This is a genomic window from Mycobacterium sp. NGS69, from assembly GCF_059812165.1.
In genome coordinates this window covers 397,380-414,083 of sequence record NZ_JCALCD010000006.1, presented here as the reverse complement: position 1 = coordinate 414,083, position 16,704 = coordinate 397,380, and the positions used below count along the sequence as shown (strand labels likewise).

The following is a 16,704-nucleotide window of genomic DNA, read 5'->3' as shown; positions in this document are numbered from 1 at the left end:
CGGCAGGATTGGGCAGGTGTTTGGCCTCGTCCTGATCGTCGCGCTCGTCTCCACCGTCATCGTGGGGACGGTCATCGGCCGGCGCTACCGCGTGGGCCCCCCGGTGCTGCTGATCTCGCTCGGCGCCCTGCTGGGCCTCATCCCAAGTTTCGGTCACGTGCACGTCGACGGCGAGGTCGTGCTGCTGTTGTTCCTGCCCGCGATCCTCTACTGGGAGGGCATGAACACCAGCTTCCGCGAGATCCGCGCCAACGCGCGCGTCATCGTCTTGCTCAGCATCGCGCTGGTGATCGCCACCGCGGCGGCGGTGTCGTGGACCGCGCGATCGTTGGGCATGGACCCCCATGCGGCGGGCGTCCTGGGCGCCGTGCTGTCCCCCACCGACGCCGCCGCCGTGGCCGGCTTGGCGAAAAAGCTGCCCCGCCGGCAGCTGACCGTCCTGAAGGCCGAGAGCCTCATCAACGACGGCACCGCGCTGGTGCTGTTCGCCGGCAGCGTCACGGTGGCCGTCGGCGGGTCCGCCATCACGCCGCTCGAAGTGAGCAGCCGGTTCGTTCTTTCCTATCTCGGCGGCATCGCCGCCGGGCTATTGGTCGGTGGGTTGGTGGTGCTGGCGCGCAAGCGAATCGACGCGCCGCAGGAGGAAGGGGCCATGAGCCTGCTGACTCCGTTCGCGGCATTCCTACTTGCCCAGGCATTCGACTGCAGCGGCGTGGTCGCGGTCATGGTGTCGGCCCTGGTCCTCGCCTACGCCGGGCCGCTGGTGATCCGGGCCCGTTCCCGCCTGGCGGCCTTCGGGTTCTGGGACATCGCGACCTTCCTGCTCAACGGCTCGCTGTGGGTGTTCGTCGGCGTGCAGATCCCGGGCGCGCTGCACGGGATCTCCCACGTCGACGGCGGCCTCCGACACGCCGCCTACATCGCCCTGGCCGTCACCGGCGTGGTGATCGCCTCCCGCATCGTGTGGGGCGAAATCACCACCGGCCTGATTCGCCTCATCGACCGCCGCGAGGTCCAGCGCCAGCGCCGCGCCCCCTGGCGCCAGCGGTTCGTGATCGCCTGGGCGGGATTCCGCGGGGCCGTGTCGCTCGCCGCGGCGCTGGCCGTCCCGGCCACCACACTGAACGGCACGCCCTTCCCCGACCGCAGCCTGCTGATCTTCATCGTGACCTTCGTAATCATGGTCACCGTCTTGGTCCAAGGGAGCACGCTCCCCGCCGTGGTCCGCTGGGCCAAGATGCCCGACGACCTCACGCACGTCCAGGAATTGGAAATGGCCCGCTGTCGGGGCAGTCAAGCCGCCCTCGCCGCGCTCCCGACGGTCGCCGACGAGGTCGGCATCAGCGATGAGCTGCGGCGACGGCTGGAGAAGGAATACGAAGAGAAAGCCGCGCTCACGCTGGCCACCGAGGGTGATTCGGCGAACAGCCATCTCATCAATAAGAAGGAGAAGGTGCGACAGGTGCGCCTGGGCGTGCTCGAACACAAGCGGCGCGAAATCACCGCCCTGCGCAACCAGAACCTGATCGACGACATTGTGCTGCGCGAGCTGCAGAACGAGATGGACCTCGAGGAAGCCCTACTTCTCGACGCCGCCGACGACGAGTAGGGCGCCTCGTGTTGCAGACCGTCGCCATCCGCGGGTACCGGTCGCTGCGCGAGGTGATCGTGCCGTTGGGGCGGCTGTCCATCGTCACCGGGGCCAACGGCGCCGGCAAGTCCTCGCTGTACCGCGCGCTGCGGCTGCTCGCCGACTGCGGCCGCGGCGAAGTGATCGGCTCGCTGGCCCGCGAGGGCGGGCTGCAATCGGTGCTGTGGGCCGGGCCCGAACAACTCGGCGGCGCCCGGCGCACCGGCAAGGCCCAGGGCACGGTGCGCACCCGGCCGGTGTCGCTCGAAATGGGCTTCACCGCAGACGATTTCGGCTATCTCGTCGACCTCGGCATCCCGCAGATGGCCGGGATTCAGTCCGCCTTCGGCCGCGATCCCGAGATCAAACGCGAAGCGGTGTTCGCCGGACCGGTGCTGCGGACCGGCACGACGCTGGTGCGCCGTACCCGGAATCTCGCGGAGGTCAGCGCGGGCCGCGGGTTCGACGAGCTCAGTCGCTCGCTGCCGTCGTATCGCAGCGTGCTGGCCGAGTACGCCAACCCGCACGCGCTGCCCGAACTCGCGGCCGTGCGCGAGCGGCTGCGCGGCTGGCGCTTCTACGACGGCTTCCGCGTGGACGCGGGGGCGCCCGCGCGGCAGCCACAGGTCGGCACCCGCACGCCGGTGCTGTCCGACGACGGCCACGACCTGGCCGCCGCGATCCAGACCATCATCGAGGCGGGATTCGACGACCTCGCGCGCACCGTCGCCGACGCGTTCGACGGCGCCACCGTCTCGGTCGCCGCCCACGACGGGGTGTTCGACCTCCAGCTGCGGCAGCGCGGCATGCTGCGCCCGCTTCGCGCGGCCGAATTGTCCGACGGCACACTGCGATTCCTGCTCTGGGCCGCCGCGCTGCTCAGCCCGCAGGCGCCCTCGCTGATGGTGCTCAACGAACCCGAGACCTCGCTGCATCCGGACCTGGTGCGACCCCTCGGCTCGCTGATCCGCGCCGCCGGCGCGCAGACGCAGGTCGTCGTGGTCACCCATTCGCGCGCGCTGCTGGAGGCCACCGGCGACGACACCGTCGAGATCGAGCTCTACAAGGAGTGGGGCGAGACGCGCATCACCGGCCAGGGCCTGCTGACGACGCCGCCGTGGGAATGGGGCAAACGCTGAACTTGCCCGGCGGGCAATCTTGCCCACCATGCATGTTTCGCGTACGTTGGTGCCCATGCCCGACCAACCGACCGGACTGCGCGAGCGCAAGAAGGCCGACACCCGGCGCGCGCTCAGCGACGCCGCGCTGAACCTGGCGTTCGAGCGCGGGCTGGAAAACGTCACGCGCGACGAGATCGCCGGCCTGGCCGGGGTATCGCTGCGCACGTTCAACAACTACTTCAGCGGCAAATACGAGGCGCTGGCCTACCGGCAGACCGAACGGATGCGCCGCGGCATCGCAACACTTCGCCAGCGCCCCGCCGACGAACCGCTGTGGACGGCACTTACCCACGCGGTGCTCACCCCCCTGGAAGAGGACTTCGACGATTTCTACGGCGCCGAAAGTCAAGTGCCGAACCGCACGGATCTCGTCGAGGTCCGCAAGCTGCTGATGAACCCGCAGGTGCGTAACGCGTTGCCGCAGGACCTCTTTGACGAGTGGCTCGCGGCCGTCGCCGAACGCACGGGCACCGACCCCGAACGCGACCTGTACCCCCGGCTGGTGGTGGCCGTCGTGCGCGCCGTCGGCGACGCGGCGGCCGAGGCCTACGTGCGAGCGGACCCACCCGTCGCGATCACGAAGTTGATCCGCGACGGCCTGGCCGCCGTCGCCGCCGGACTGCCCGAGCCCGCCAAGCGCAAGGAGCCCCGTCGTGGCTGACGAGAACGCCGACATCGTCATCGCGGGCGCCGGCCCCAACGGCCTGATGCTGGCCTGCGAGCTGGCGCTGGCCGGCATCCGGCCCGTCGTGCTGGACGGCCTGCCCGGCCCCAGCGCCGAGCCGAAGGCCAACGGCCTTGTCGGGCAGGTGGTTCGGATGCTCGACATGCGGGGCCTGTACCAGGAGTTCACCGGCGACCCCAATCCCCCGCAACCCGCCTACGGGTGGATCTTCGCGGCCATGACGCTGAACTTCCTCGGCATGCCCGACAACCCGATGTACGCGCTGGCCATCCAACAGCCCCGGGTGGTGCGGCTGCTGGAGAAGCGGGCCCGCGATCTCGGCGTGGACCTGCGCTGGGGACACGAACTCGCCGGCCTACGGCAGGAGCCGGAATCCGTTGCGCTCACGGTGTCCTCGCCGGAGCGCGAATACCGCATCGCCGCCGGGCATCTGGTGGGCGCCGACGGCGGGCGGAGCCTGGTCCGCAAGACCGTGGGCATCGACTTCCCCGGTCATACCTCGCAGACCGTCGGCCGGCTGGCCCACGTGCACATCCCCGACGGGCTTCGCCGCGCCGACGGCGGCATCGACATCCCGGGCTTCGGCATGCTGAGGTTCGGCCACACGCGGTTGGACACCGGCGGGGTGATCTACGCCGAGTTCGAGCCCGGCCGCTCGCTGTTCGGCACCATCGAGTTCGGGCCGCCGGTCGAGGACAAGCCGATGGGCCTGGCCGAACTGCGCGAGAGCGCCCGCCGCGTCCTCGGCGTCGACCTGCCGTTCGAGGAGCCGAAAGGCCCTGGGCCGCACGCCCTGCGCCGGATCAACGGGCAGAACACGCGCCTCGCGGAGCACTACCGCGACGGCCGGGTCCTGCTGCTCGGCGACGCCGCCCATGTGCACAGCGCCATGGGTGGGCCGGGCCTGAACCTCGGGCTGCAGGATGCCATGAACCTGGGCTGGAAGCTCGCGGCCCATCTCAACGGCTGGGCCCCCGCCGGGTTACTCGATACCTATGAGTCCGAGCGTCGCCCCGTGGGCGAGCGCGTCATGATGCACTCGCTGTCGCAGACCGCCCTCATGGCGCCGGGTCCCGAAGTCGCCGCGCTTCGAACACTTTTGGGCGAACTCTTCGCCATCCCCGACGCCGCCCGGCACATGGCGAAACTGCTGGCCGGCAACGACGTCCGCTACGACGTGGGCGACGACCACCCGCTCTCGGGCTGGCCGGTGCCCGAGCTCACCCTCGACGACGGCCGGCGCGTCGCCGAGCTGCTCCACGACGCCCGCCCGGTCCTGCTCGACCTCGGCGGCGTTGGCGCCACGGCGCACGGCTGGCGGGATCGCGTCGACGTAATCGAGGCGACCACCGACGACCCGCCCGCCGCGGCGCTGCTCCTCCGGCCCGACGGCTACGTCGCCTGGGCGGCGGACACTTTCGGGGCGCCCGAGCAAGCAAGCCTGCGCGCCGCGCTACAGCGGTGGTTCGGGCCCTCAGCGGAAGATGTTGACGCTGCCGGGTAAACCCAGGCGTGCGGGATCGCACCGCCCGGTGGCGGCCAGCAGAAAATCGTGCTCCGCCATGCCGGTCTCTTGGGCGAACCGCTCGGTCGATATTCCCAACAGCCGGGCGATGGCCGGTTCCGCGGCGGCGACGTCATCACGCAACAGGGCGCCCAACACAAAGTCGAGGCCGGCGCGCAAACCCGGGCCGTCGTCGAACGGCAGGCCGAGCGCACAACGGATGTCGTCACCGTGCACGTATGCGTCGTGCAGCAGCGCGTGCACGCCCTGGCCGAGCATGAGCCCCGCCACCGGGCTGGGTGCCGACCACGCCGCGTCGTCGAACGCCGCGGCAAGGCTCGCAACGGAATCCGTCGCGGCATGCAGCCTCGCCGCCAGCGCGGCCGGGGATTCGCCGCGCAGCGCCGCCGCCTGATCGTCGGGCGTGCGGGTGCCGATCGCGCCGCTGACCGTGTCGACCACCTGGCCCACCACGTGGCCGGCGACGTCGCGCACCTGCCAGCCGACGCAGCGGGTTTCCCGCGCCCACTCCGAGCTATCCAGGGCGCCAATGAGTTCGGCGAAGGAGCGGTATTCGTCGACAAGGCCCGTGAAGGTCGCGGCTCGATCGGGTCCCGGCCGCACGATCGTGGTCATCGCAACGACTCCGTCGCGGTCCGCAGCTGGCCCAGCTGCTCGACGAATCCGTCGGGGCCGAGGACGGCTATTCGGCAGACCAGATGCCTCGCGCCGGCATCGATATAGCTCGCCAGCCGGGCGGCGACGGCGTCGGGCGTCCCCGCCGCGAACGTCTGGATCTGCTCGACGGCGTCGATGCCGAAGCCGTATGTCTGGGAGCAGAAATGATCCAGAGCCGCCCGACCGCCGTCGGGATCATCGGTGATCAGCACCGTAATGAACAACGCCGGCGTCACGGCGTCGGCGTCGCGGCCCGCACCCCGGGCCGCGGCCCGCACCTCGGCCAGGCCGGACGAATACGCCTGCGGTGTCGGAGGATACGGCAGCCACCCGTCGTAGAGGCGGCCGGCACGGGCCCGCGCGCCCGGCGTGTCGGCGGCCAGCCAGACCGGCGGGTCGGACGCGTCGAACGGCGTGATGCCGGCCGGGACGTTGTCGAGATGCAGCACGGACCCGTGAAACGAACTGGGCTCCTTGGTGTTCCAGAGTTGGCGCCACAGCGCGACGGTGTCGTCGAGGCGGGCGAAGCGTCGGCGCCAGGGAACCTCGCAGGCGGCGTACTCCACCTCGGACAGGCCCGGGAAGCCGGCGCCGACCGCCACCGCCAACCGCCCGCCCGACAGCCGGTCGATGGAGGCGAGGACCTGCGCGGTCTGCACCGGGCGCCGCAGCACCGGCTGCAGAGCGGCGGTGCCCAGGGTGATCCGATCGGTGACCGCGGCCGCCGCCGACAGAAACGTGAGCGCTTCGATGCGCGGCCGCACCAACGAGTCGTTGGCCCACAGCGAGTCGAAACCCAGATCCTCGACGGCGCGGGCGAAGTCGAGGAGCCGGCGCAGGTCGGCGCCGGCCCACGGGTCGGCGGCCAGGGGCGGCATCACACCGAGGCGAAGTGGCTGATTCATACGGCGATCGTGCCGCCGGAGCTGACGCGCGGCAATTCCCGCCAGGGAATAGCGCCCAGCGCCACGAATGGGTTGACTGTTTGCATGTCCACGGCAATGCAGGGCGACTTCGGCATGGCGTTACGCGAATGGCGCAACCGGCGACGGCTGAGCCAGATCGACCTCGCCAACGACGCCGGCACCACCCAACGGCACCTGAGCTTCCTGGAGCAGGGCCGATCGGCGCCGGGGCGCGACATCGTCAGCCGGCTGGCCGACTCGCTGCAGCTGTCGCTGCGGCAACGCAACTCGCTGCTCTCGGCGGCGGGCTTCGCGCCCGCGCATCCGGAGTCGGCGCCCGACGCGCCGCTGTTGCAACCCGTTCGGCAGGCGCTGCAGCACGTCCTCGACGGGCACCTGCCGTATCCGGCCATGGTCATGGACGGCTTCGGCGAGTTGGTCGCCGCCAACGGCGCCTTCGGGCTGCTGACCGACGGGGTCGCGGGGTGGCTGCTGGAGGCGCCGGTCAACGTGCTGCGCGTCGCGCTGCATCCCGAGGGCATGGCGGCGCGGATCGTGAACCTCGACGACTGGCGGCGCCACATTCTGCACGGCCTGCGCGAGCGCGGTCCCCACCCGCGCATCGACGCGCTGATCGAGGAACTCGAGGGCTACGGCACGCCAGCACCGGGCGGGCGACCGATCGAATCGCTCGGCTTCGCGGTGCCGCTGCACCTGCGCTCCCCCGACGGCGACGTGCGGCTGGTGGCGACGATCTCGACGTTCGTCACGGCGCTGGATGTCACCGTGTCGGAGCTGCGCCTGGAGGCGTTTCTGCCCGCCGACCGGGAGACCGCCGCGATCCTCGCCCGCCGTCACGCACAGTGAGGCGATTTCTTCACGGACTGTTCAGGCACGCGTCGGTCCCCCATCGATGACTGCACATGCGCACCGCGTGTCCTCACGTTATGCGCGTTGTACAGGTCGCCAACTTCTATGGCCCCCGCTCCGGCGGCCTGCGCACCGCGGTGGACCGGCTGGGCGCCGAATACTGCGCCACCGGGCATGAGGTGTTCCTGATCGTGCCCGGGCGCAGCCCCGAACGCACGGAGCTGCCGACGGGCGTGGTGCGAATCACGATGCCCGCCCGGCTGATTCCCTTCACCGGCGGCTACCGCGCGGTGATGCCGGGACCCGTCAAGGCGCTCCTGGCGGCACTGAAACCCGACGCGCTCGAGGTCTCCGACCGACTCACCCTGCGGTCGCTGGGGCCGTGGGGCCGCGACTACGGTGCCAAGACGGTGATGATCTCCCACGAGCGCCTGGATCGCCTGGTGGGACAGATACTTCCGCGGCGCAGCGCGGAGAAGTTCGCCGACTTCGCCAATCGGCGCACGGCCGCCAACTACGACACCGTGGTGTGCACCACCGCATTCGCGCGCGAAGAGTTCGACCGGATCGGCGCGACCAACACCGTCACCGTGCCACTGGGCGTGGATCTACAGACGTTTCACCCGCGCCGGCACTCGTACCTGCTGCGGCGGCGCTGGGCCACCCCGCAGCAGATCCTGCTGGTGCACTGCGGGCGGCTGTCGGTGGAAAAGCGGGTCGACCGCAGCATCGACGCCCTGGGTGCGCTGTGCCACGCCGGCGTCGACGCCCGACTGGTCGTCGTCGGCGAGGGACCGATGCGCGCCAGGCTGGAAAGGCAGGCCTCGCGGCTGCCGATCGACTTCACCGGCTTCGTCAACGACCGGCGCACCGTCGCGGAGCTGCTGGCCACGGCCGACGTGACACTGGCGCCCGGCCCCCATGAGACGTTCGGGCTGGCCGCGCTGGAATCGCTGGCGTGCGGGACGCCGGCCGTCGTGTCGCGCACGTCGGCGCTGACCGAGATCGTCACCCCGGACAGCGGCGCCCTGGCCGACAACGACCCGTTCGCGATGGCGTGGGCGGTCGGCTCGATCGTCGGGCGACCCGAATACCACCGTCGCAGCTCCGCGCGGCGCCGCGCGGAGAGCTTCACCTGGGAACGGGCGGCGGCGGGCATGCTGGCGTCGCTGCAGACCGGCAAAACCGCTTAGCGGCTAGTAAATTCGCGGCAGCGCCGCGACCAGCGCCTCGACCTGCTCGCGCGTGAGCGTGGTGACGCTTCCGTCGGCAAGCCCGAGGATGCGGTCGATCGCGAGCCCGTGCAGCATGAATCGCGTTGTCAGGCGGTCGATTGCCGCCTCGCGCGCCGGTTCGTCCGGGGCCTGCAACACCTCCACCACGTTCGAGTTCGTGCGCGCCGCGAGGCCGTAGATCATGTCGGCGACGCCGTCCGGGTCGAACGTGTCGAACAGCCCGTCGGCCACGCCGTCGGATATCAGCCGCGCCAGCAGCGGCAGGAACATGGCCTCCTCGACGGCGAGGATGCGCGCGTACAGGTGGGCATTGTCCGGACGCAGCAGCGACGCCATCGCCGCCAGCTGCTCGGGCCCGCCGGTCTTCATGTTCGCGTCGAAACCGGCTTGCAAGACCGCGTTGAGACGCGCCAGCGCCTCACCATCGCACGTGGCGAGGGCATCCTCGACGAAGGTGAATGTGTCGGCCGCACTGCGCTCGGCCAGGGCGGTTATCAGCGCGTCCTTGGACGGAAACCAGTGGTAGAAGGCGCCTTTGGAGACGCCCGCGTCGGCGATCAGGTCGTTGAGGCTGACGTTGTCGTAGCCGTCGCGCAGGAATAGCCCCGCCGCCCTGTCGAGCAGCTCCGCGCGCCGGACGTCGGGATGCTTAACTACCCGCGGCATTTGGTCGATCCGCGGCCTTCGGCTTCCAGCCCACGTAGGTCAGGTAGAGGCCGGCCGAGGCCAGGCACGCGAACAAAACCCAGATCACCGCCGACGCACCCGAGGTGTAGACGGCGTTGCCGGCCGCATCGTAGGCCCGCGGGACGGTCAGCAGGAGCAACCCGCGTATCGCGAAGAACCAGCCGACGAGTGAGACGATGACGGCCGCGGGACTCCGCCAGTACTGGTGGAACGCGATGATGAACAGGCCGCCCATCAAGAGGATCGCGCCGTAGAGCCACGGCCACATCGGATTGGCCTTGAACTCGTTGAACAGCTCCTCCATGTAGTGCCCGCGCACGGCGACGGTCGTCGGCACGATGGTGAGATACGGGCCCATCACGCGGGCGAACATGCGGGTGCGGAAGTCCGGTTGCTCGGATCGGTTCATTGCGGCACCTCCCTGGTCACCCAGAAAGGGTAACCGACCAGTGGTCGGTATGCCAGACCGTCGGTCGGGAGGGTGCGCTGAGGACTATCCGCCGCTGGGCTTGCTCGGAGCGTGCTTGCCCGGGCAGTAGTCCGCGGTGGCCGCGCCGATGAAGGTCTCGGCTTGCGCCTGGGTCAGCTTGTGCGACCCCGTCAGCTGGTCGATCTCGTCCTTCTGGGTGTAGCCCGCCTCGAGGTCCTTGCACATCGTGCGCGCCATGTTCACGACCTGGGCCGGCGAACCCAAGTTGATGCCGTGCCCCGCCAGGTATTCCGCGAAGTCCTGGTCCGTCTGGTCGGCGTGCGCGACGGCTGCGGGCACCCACGTTAAAGCCAAAAACGCGCCGAACGCGACCGCAGAAAGCTTCTTCTTCATTTCCCCATCACTTTCGAAAACCACACGGGCCGAAAGCCCACTGTAATTAATCCTCGCGTGCGAGCGGTTCCGTGGTCAATAGTCTTCGCGCGGGACCGCCCGCCGAAAGCCAAACTTCAATCCGCCGTTCAGTTTTAGTTCTGGTCGAGTTTAATTCTGAACGCACAGCTCACCCCGCCCGGGCCGGCAAGAGTTCACCGTCAGTTCCAGCTGCGTTTACTTCCCGGCGCGGGACTAGGCTCGCGGGGGTGGAGGCGCGCGACCAGGTACTGATCACGTCGACCGAGCTGGCCGCCCTCATCGAGTCCGGCGACCCGCCGGTGATACTCGACGTGGGGTGGCGCCTCGACGAACCCGATGGCCGTCCGGCCTACCTGGCGGGCCATCTGCCGGGCGCGGTGTACGTGTCGCTCGAGGACGAGCTGAGCGACCACGGCGTCGCCGGCCGCGGACGCCACCCGCTGCCGTCGGGGCGCAGCCTGCAGGCGGCCGCACGCCGATGGGGCATCGACCAAGACGATTCGGTCGTCGTCTACGACGACTGGAACCGCGCCGGCTCCGCGCGGGCGTGGTGGGTGCTGACGGCCGCGGGGCTGGAAAACGTGCGCATCCTCGACGGCGGCCTGTCCGCGTGGCGCGCGTCCGGACGAAGCCTCGAGACCGGCCCGGTCAGCCCGCGGCCCGGGAACGTGACTGTGCCACACGATGATCTGTACGCCGGCGGGCGGCCCACCTTGACGGCCGCCCAAACCGGCGGGGGCGTGACGCTGCTCGATGCGCGTGCCCCGGAACGGTTCCGGGGCGACGTGGAACCCCTCGACCCCGTCGCCGGGCACATCCCCGGCGCGAAAAACCTTCCCAGCGGCGCTGTCCTGGCGGTCGACGGGACCTTCGTCGGCGACTACGCGCTCGCCCAACTGCTGTCCGACCACGGCATCGATCGCGAAGCCCCGGTGGGCGTCTACTGCGGCTCGGGCGTCACCGCGGCCATCACGATCGCCGCGCTCGCCGCGGCGGGCCGAGAAGCGGCGCTGTATCCGGGGTCATGGTCGGAATGGTGTTCGGATCCCAGCCGCCCCGTCGGCCGCGGGCCCGAATAACTCAGACGCCCGCCCAGCTCCGCAGGAAGGACGCGGTCACCCGGGCCGCGTTTTCGGCCGCGATCTGCTTGTAGAAGAAGAACTCGAACGGGAAGCCCGGCAGGCGCAACGGGTCGCCGGCCCCGTCCGAGATCCCGCGGATTCCGAGGAACGGCGTCCCATGCGCGTCGGCGACCGCCTGCACCGCCGCCGTCTCGTTGTCCGTCGCATCGAAGGCCGGGTTGGCCGTCGACGCGATGTTGAGGTTGCTGATCAAGGAATTTCGCAGCCAGGGACCGGCCGCCTGAAAGAAGTTGCCGGTGTAGAAAAGTGAGCGATCGGGTGCGCTGCAGGGTTGGCATCCGAAGACGTCGCCGCCGTTCGGCACGCACGGAAACGCCCGGCCGTTGTTGTTGTCGGAGCTGGATCCGTCACCGCCGACGAGCAGCCGCGGCCGCCGCTTCAGGTCGATCAGCTTCACGCGGGGCGCGTACTTGCATAGGCAGATCGGATTGCCAAGGTAATTAACGCTTTCCAGGTCGACGCTCAGCGCCTGCGCCGCGGCCAGCATGCCGGGGTCGACCGGGTGAAAGGTCGCGCCCTGGTCCAGGGTCCAGCGCGCCGGCACCGCCACGTCCCCGATGTTGACGCCGGCGCCGCCCCCGGCGACGCCCGAGAACACCACGGCGCCAATGGAAACCGATGTCGCGCAGGTGAACCGCTCGAACGCGGTCTGGGCCGTCTCGGTCGCGTTCACCAGGCCGATGCCCGTCATCGCCACGATCACCTTCTTGCCGCCGATCGTGCCCAGATAGAAGCGTCGGCGGTCGGCCCGCACCACGGGGTGGCTGTCGAGCGCGGTGAGGGACAGCACGGCATCGGCTTCGGCCGGGAACGCGGACAGCACCAGCGTGCGCTGCTCTGAGCACGATCCCCCTGGTCTTTCGTCGGTCATGAATGCCGAGACCCGCTGCCTTATCGACGTGGCTAATGTGATGGGTCGATTTTCGCGCATCGGGGACGCGACTGAATATTCGTTATCGTTCTTTTTGTTTAGCGATTTCGTGCCGTTATTGCCGCTAGTCTCAACGGCGTGCTCGAAGTGATCGACAAGGGACCCAGCGGCGGCTCGCGCAAAAAGCCCTTGTTATTCGTCCACGGCGCCTGGCACGGCGCGTGGTGCTGGGACGAGCATTTCCTGGACTTCTTCGCGGCGAAGGGCTATCGGTCGGTGGCGGTGAGCCTGCGCGGCCACGGGAAGAGCCCCGCGCCCAAGCGCATGCAGTTCTGTTCGATGGCGGACTTCGTCGACGACGTCGCCTCGGTCGCCGACGGCCTGCCCGAACGACCCGTCGTGATCGGGCACTCGATGGGCGGCTTCGTGGTGCAGAAGTATCTGGAGTCGCACGATGCGCCGGCCGCCGTCCTACTCGCCTCCGTACCGCCGAGCGGGATCGCCAAATTCCTGCTGCGCCGGTTCCGGCTGCATCCGTGGCTCACCGCGCGGCACCTGGCCATCACCAAGTCGAAGGGAAGCATGGGCCGCACACCCGAATTGGCCCGGGAAAGCTTCTTTTCCGGCTCTACTCCCCTCGCCGAGGTGGCGCGCTACGCGGCCGGGCTCGACGAGGAGTATGTGGGCGGGCATGTCCTCGGCATGTTGTTGCTCGATCTGCCGAAACCCGCCCTCGTCAACACCCCGATGTTGGTCCTGGGGGCCGAGAACGACATCCTTTTCTCGCCGCGGGAAGTGCGTGCGACCGCGAGCGCGTATCACACCGAGGCGGAGTTCATTCCCGGGATGGCACACGACATGATGCTTGAGCCCGGCTGGGCCGGCGTGGCCGAGCGGATTCACGCCTGGCTCGAAACCCGTTGTCCGACGGCGTCGCCGCAATGACCGGGCGGCTGGACGGCAAGGTCGCGATCATCACCGGCGCCAGCAGCGGCCTGGGACCGGTGATGGGCGCGCTGTTCGTGGCGGAAGGCGCCCGCGTGCTGCTGGCCGCGCGGCGCGAGGAGCCGGTCCGCGAGGCCGCGGAGGCCGCGGGCCCGGGCGCCATCGCGATGCGCGCCGACGTCACCAACGAGGACGACGTCGCGGCCATGGTGGCGCGGGCCGTCGACGAGTTCGGGCAGGTGGACATCCTGTGCAACAACGCCGCCGCGCCCGGCCAGGACCGCTGGATCTGGGAGCAGACGCTGGACAACTGGAACGCCACCATCGCCATCGACGTCACCGCGGCCATGCTGTGCACCCGCGAGGTGCTCAACCGGTCGATGCTGCAACGCCGCCGCGGGGTCATCCTGAACTTCTCCTCGACGGCCAGCTACTCCGGCATGGTCCGCAAGACCCATTACGTCGCCGCCAAGGCGTCGCTGCGGGCGTTCACCAAAGCCGTTGCGCTAGAAGTCGGTCCGTACGGCATCCGGTGCAACTGCATCGTGCCCGGCGCCATCGACACCGACCTGTTTCGCAAGTGGGTGCAACGCACCGCCGACGAGCAAGGGGTCGACTTCGAAACCCAACGGGCGAGGTCGCTCAAAGGCGTCGCGCTGCAAGACATTTCCTCGCCCGAGGACGTCGCCAACCTGGCGCTGTTTCTGGCCGGCGACGAGAGCCGAACCATCACCGGGCAATCCATCCCCGTCGACGCCGGAGGGTACATGCAGGGATGAGCGCCGCCGCAGTCAAACTATCGGTCGCGACACCCATCGTCACCATGCTGCCGGGTAGCAGCGAGTGGACCAGGGACGCCTCCATCGAGGACCTCGCCCAGATCGCCGAAGCCGCCGATCGACTGGGCTATCACCACCTGACCTGCAGCGAGCACATCGCGCTGCCGGCGGCCGAGCGCGACCGGCGCGGCGCCCGCTACTGGGATCCGCTGGCCACCTTTGGTTATCTCGCCGCGCGCACCCGGCGGATCCGGTTGGCCACCCACGTGCTGGTGCTCGGGTATCACCACCCGCTCGAGATCGCAAAGCGCTACGGCACCCTGGACAAGGTCAGCAACGGCAGGCTCATCCTCGGGGTCGGGGTGGGCAGCCTGAAGGATGAGTTCGAGCTCATCGGCGCGCCTTTCGATAATCGCGGGCCGCGTGGCGACGACGCGCTGCGCGCGCTTCGCGCCTCGCTGTCGGACCCCGAGCCCGCTTACCACGGCGAGTTCTATTCGTTCAGCGGGATGGTCGTCGACCCCTGCGCCGTACAGGACCGCGTCCCCATCTGGATCGGTGGGCGCACGCTGCGATCGCTGCGCCGGGCCGCGACCCTCGCCGACGGCTGGGCCCCCTTCAACGTCAGCCTGGACCAGGTCCGGGAATGGTTGGGCCGCTTCGACCTTCCTCCCCGATTCGAGGTCGTGCTGCCCCCGTCGCGACCGCTGGATCCGATCAACGAGCCGGAACGCACCCGCGACGCGCTCGGCGAGCTCGCCGCCCACGGTGCCACCATCGTCAGCGCCATCTTCAGACACACCTCGCTGCAGCAATACCTGGACAATCTGGCCGCGCTCGCGGAACTGCAAAGGTCTTAATCCGAAAGGACTTTCATGTCGAAGGCGATCCGAATGCTGGCCATCCTTGTGTTGAGTTGTGCGGGCTCTGTCATCGTTTCCCCGCCGACGGCCACCGCTGCGCCGGACGCCGAGGGCAATCCGGGGTGTTACTACTCCGACGGCTGGCAGGGCTCGGGCGCGGGCATCGAGGTGTGGTATTTCCATGAGCCGCAGAATCTTTCGAAGCCGGACAAGGTCACGGCCGTGGTCCGCAAGAAGGACGGCACCACCGAGTCCCAGGACGCCAGCATCGACGCCGGCCAGCAAGTGCATCGCTTCGAATTCCCCACCGTCGACAAGTCCGCGGTTCAGGAGGTATTGCTCACCAGCAGCACCGGCCGCTGTTTCGTGGTCGGTCCGGGCACGTGAACCGCGTCAAGGCAGGCTTTTTCAGCCTCACCGCTGCGGCGCCGCCCGACGATGACGGCAGCTATCTGCGTTGGCACCTACTGGATCACATGCCCGAGCAATACCAACTGCCGGGCATCGTCCACGGGCTGCGCTGGATCGCCGACGGCGCCTACCCCGAGCACCGCCTGGCGGCCGACGGGCCGCTGGCGCAGCTCGGCAACGTGGTGCACTACCTGATCGGTGATCCCGTTGAACAAACCTTCGACGACTTCGTCGCGCTCGGCCGCTCGCTGCGGGAGAACGGCCGCTTTCCGGTCACGCGGCCGTCGCTGCAAGTGGCCGGCCTGCGCCTGCTGCAGTGGCAGGCCTCGCCGCACGCCCTCGTCTCCCCCGAGGTGGTGCCGTTTCGGCCGCACCGCGGAATCGTGCTGATCGTGGAGGAACCCACCGACGGCCGCCCCGACGCGTGGCTGCAATGGCTGCACGCCGAACACCATCCGGCGCTGCTCGCCACGCCCGGCACCGCCGGGGCCTGGACCTTCGGTACCAGCACCGGATGGACCCACCTGCCCGCGGGCTGGCTGACGGACCACCAATACGTCACGGTCGTTTACCTCGACGGCGACCCGCTCACCACCACCGACGCCGTGGCACCACTGATCGAGGAGCGGTGGCGGTCGGGCGCGGTGCGACCACTTTTCGCGGGACCGTTACGAACGATGGTCAACTGGGAAGCGTGGCGCTGAACTGCGTGGATCCGCCGTTCGGCTGGTCGCCAGAGGCATGAGACCTCACCGCAACGAACGGCCTCTATAGTCCTTCTGAGCTCTAGCAAAGGACGTGAGATGACCAGTTCGCGACTCGTTCTCGCCGCCACGCTCGGCGCGATCGCCGTGGCGGCCACCCTGCCGGCCTGCTCGAGCAAGAGCGGCCAGCCATCCTCTGCCACCACTACGACCGCGGCGCCGCCGAGCACGACCGTGATGATCGGCGGCAACAAGCACACGATCATGAACAAGGTCGAGTGCACCGCGACGGCGGCGCAACCCAGTGCCACGCCGGCGGAGTCCGGGGACCTGACCACCCGCATCACCGTTCACGACGATTCGGCATCGGTGTCACTGGCGCTGTCGGACGAAAAACCGCCGAGCGTCGACGGCTTCTCCCTGTCGCTCAAGGCCGGATCCGGTGAGTATCAGCTGCCCTACCAGGCGCCGCAGTCCGCGACCCAGGTGCAGGCCACCAAGGACGGCAAGAGTTACACGGTGACCGGGACGGGCCAGGGGGTGTCGCCGAATCAAGGCGACGTGCACCAGGTGACGTTCGGGATCCACGTGACCTGTCCCTGAGCGACGTCGTCACTCGAGTCACCGCAAGATGTCGGGTGGCTTTTTGCCCGCCTCACAGCGACAGGCGGGAAACGGCATATATCAGGTTGTCGCTGTGAGGCGGGCACAACGGCGCATCCCAAACTTCCTGTGACGCCTGGGAATCCCCTGTCCGGCACGATGCGTGG

At 69.3% G+C, this 16,704-nt stretch carries 19 protein-coding genes; 13 read left to right on the top strand and 6 right to left on the bottom strand.

Features of this window, described 5'->3' with window-relative positions:
* Positions 1-16: 16 nt before the first annotated feature.
* Genes AC5Y2S_RS20180 through AC5Y2S_RS20165 form a run of 4 tightly spaced genes read left to right on the top strand, consistent with a single transcriptional unit; the run spans position 17 to position 5,000 of the window.
* Positions 17-1,609, top strand: coding sequence for a Na+/H+ antiporter (locus AC5Y2S_RS20180; RefSeq protein ID WP_499957899.1), 1,593 nt, complete (start codon positions 17-19; stop codon positions 1,607-1,609).
* Positions 1,610-1,617: 8 nt separating this feature from the next.
* Positions 1,618-2,769 (top strand): AAA family ATPase, encoded by a 1,152-nt coding sequence (locus tag AC5Y2S_RS20175; RefSeq protein WP_499957897.1) that lies wholly within the window; start codon positions 1,618-1,620, stop codon positions 2,767-2,769.
* A gap of 55 nt (positions 2,770-2,824) precedes the next feature.
* Complete coding sequence (locus AC5Y2S_RS20170; protein WP_499957896.1) at positions 2,825-3,472, top strand: TetR/AcrR family transcriptional regulator; 648 nt, start codon at positions 2,825-2,827, stop codon at positions 3,470-3,472.
* Positions 3,465-5,000: an FAD-dependent monooxygenase gene (locus AC5Y2S_RS20165; RefSeq protein ID WP_499957894.1), complete on the top strand. Its 1,536-nt coding sequence runs from the start codon at positions 3,465-3,467 to the stop codon at positions 4,998-5,000. The genes AC5Y2S_RS20170 and AC5Y2S_RS20165 overlap by 8 nt, the downstream gene beginning before the upstream one ends.
* On the opposite strand, the gene AC5Y2S_RS20160 is transcribed toward AC5Y2S_RS20165, so the two are convergent.
* Together AC5Y2S_RS20160 and AC5Y2S_RS20155 are read right to left on the bottom strand one after the other, a co-directional pair.
* On the bottom strand, positions 4,971-5,636 hold the full coding sequence (locus AC5Y2S_RS20160; protein ID WP_499957893.1) for a maleylpyruvate isomerase family mycothiol-dependent enzyme: 666 nt from the start codon (positions 5,634-5,636) through the stop codon (positions 4,971-4,973). The two genes, AC5Y2S_RS20165 and AC5Y2S_RS20160, sit on opposite strands and share 30 nt — an antisense overlap.
* Positions 5,633-6,583, bottom strand: coding sequence for an LLM class flavin-dependent oxidoreductase (locus AC5Y2S_RS20155; RefSeq protein WP_499957891.1), 951 nt, complete (start codon positions 6,581-6,583; stop codon positions 5,633-5,635). Before AC5Y2S_RS20155 ends, AC5Y2S_RS20160 begins: the two co-directional genes overlap by 4 nt.
* An 84-nt stretch (positions 6,584-6,667) precedes the next feature.
* Between AC5Y2S_RS20155 and AC5Y2S_RS20150 the strand changes: the two genes are divergently transcribed.
* Positions 6,668-7,450, top strand: coding sequence for a helix-turn-helix domain-containing protein (locus AC5Y2S_RS20150; RefSeq protein WP_499957890.1), 783 nt, complete (start codon positions 6,668-6,670; stop codon positions 7,448-7,450).
* A gap of 80 nt (positions 7,451-7,530) precedes the next feature.
* The gene (locus AC5Y2S_RS20145) at positions 7,531-8,646 is read left to right on the top strand and encodes a glycosyltransferase (protein WP_499957889.1); all 1,116 of its coding nucleotides are present in this window, start codon (positions 7,531-7,533) and stop codon (positions 8,644-8,646) included.
* Between the two features lie 3 nt (positions 8,647-8,649).
* On the opposite strand, the gene AC5Y2S_RS20140 is transcribed toward AC5Y2S_RS20145, so the two are convergent.
* The 3 genes from AC5Y2S_RS20140 to AC5Y2S_RS20130 all read right to left on the bottom strand — a co-directional run bounded on the left by AC5Y2S_RS20140 (position 8,650) and on the right by AC5Y2S_RS20130 (position 10,198).
* On the bottom strand, positions 8,650-9,354 hold the full coding sequence (locus AC5Y2S_RS20140) for a TetR/AcrR family transcriptional regulator (RefSeq protein WP_499957888.1): 705 nt from the start codon (positions 9,352-9,354) through the stop codon (positions 8,650-8,652).
* Positions 9,338-9,784 (bottom strand): hypothetical protein, encoded by a 447-nt coding sequence (locus AC5Y2S_RS20135; protein ID WP_499904213.1) that lies wholly within the window; start codon positions 9,782-9,784, stop codon positions 9,338-9,340. Before AC5Y2S_RS20135 ends, AC5Y2S_RS20140 begins: the two co-directional genes overlap by 17 nt.
* A gap of 84 nt (positions 9,785-9,868) precedes the next feature.
* Positions 9,869-10,198 carry a DUF732 domain-containing protein gene (locus AC5Y2S_RS20130; RefSeq protein WP_499957886.1) on the bottom strand — a complete coding sequence of 110 codons (330 nt, stop codon included), beginning with the start codon at positions 10,196-10,198 and terminating at the stop codon, positions 9,869-9,871.
* 248 nt (positions 10,199-10,446) lie between these two features.
* Between AC5Y2S_RS20130 and AC5Y2S_RS20125 the strand changes: the two genes are divergently transcribed.
* The gene (locus AC5Y2S_RS20125) at positions 10,447-11,298 is read left to right on the top strand and encodes a sulfurtransferase (RefSeq protein ID WP_499957884.1); all 852 of its coding nucleotides are present in this window, start codon (positions 10,447-10,449) and stop codon (positions 11,296-11,298) included.
* A gap of 1 nt (position 11,299) precedes the next feature.
* Here AC5Y2S_RS20125 and AC5Y2S_RS20120 read toward each other — a convergent pair whose 3' ends face one another.
* The gene (locus AC5Y2S_RS20120) at positions 11,300-12,232 is read right to left on the bottom strand and encodes a phosphorylase family protein (protein WP_499957883.1); all 933 of its coding nucleotides are present in this window, start codon (positions 12,230-12,232) and stop codon (positions 11,300-11,302) included.
* A gap of 138 nt (positions 12,233-12,370) precedes the next feature.
* Between AC5Y2S_RS20120 and AC5Y2S_RS20115 the strand changes: the two genes are divergently transcribed.
* The 6 genes from AC5Y2S_RS20115 (at position 12,371) to AC5Y2S_RS20090 (ending at position 16,537) form a co-directional block, all read left to right on the top strand.
* Positions 12,371-13,177, top strand: a complete 807-nt coding sequence (locus AC5Y2S_RS20115) for an alpha/beta hydrolase (RefSeq protein ID WP_499957882.1) — start codon at positions 12,371-12,373, stop codon at positions 13,175-13,177.
* The gene (locus tag AC5Y2S_RS20110) at positions 13,174-13,956 is read left to right on the top strand and encodes an SDR family NAD(P)-dependent oxidoreductase (RefSeq protein ID WP_499957881.1); all 783 of its coding nucleotides are present in this window, start codon (positions 13,174-13,176) and stop codon (positions 13,954-13,956) included. Before AC5Y2S_RS20115 ends, AC5Y2S_RS20110 begins: the two co-directional genes overlap by 4 nt.
* Positions 13,953-14,816, top strand: a complete 864-nt coding sequence (locus AC5Y2S_RS20105) for an LLM class F420-dependent oxidoreductase (protein ID WP_499957880.1) — start codon at positions 13,953-13,955, stop codon at positions 14,814-14,816. The genes AC5Y2S_RS20110 and AC5Y2S_RS20105 overlap by 4 nt, the downstream gene beginning before the upstream one ends.
* Before the next feature lie 15 nt (positions 14,817-14,831).
* Entirely contained in the window at positions 14,832-15,206 is a 375-nt protein-coding gene (locus AC5Y2S_RS20100; RefSeq protein ID WP_499957879.1) for a hypothetical protein, read from the top strand.
* Positions 15,203-15,934 carry a hypothetical protein gene (locus AC5Y2S_RS20095; RefSeq protein WP_499957878.1) on the top strand — a complete coding sequence of 244 codons (732 nt, stop codon included), beginning with the start codon at positions 15,203-15,205 and terminating at the stop codon, positions 15,932-15,934. The genes AC5Y2S_RS20100 and AC5Y2S_RS20095 overlap by 4 nt, the downstream gene beginning before the upstream one ends.
* Before the next feature lie 99 nt (positions 15,935-16,033).
* Positions 16,034-16,537 carry a lipoprotein LpqH gene (locus AC5Y2S_RS20090; RefSeq protein ID WP_499881047.1) on the top strand — a complete coding sequence of 168 codons (504 nt, stop codon included), beginning with the start codon at positions 16,034-16,036 and terminating at the stop codon, positions 16,535-16,537.
* Positions 16,538-16,704: the final 167 nt, after the last annotated feature.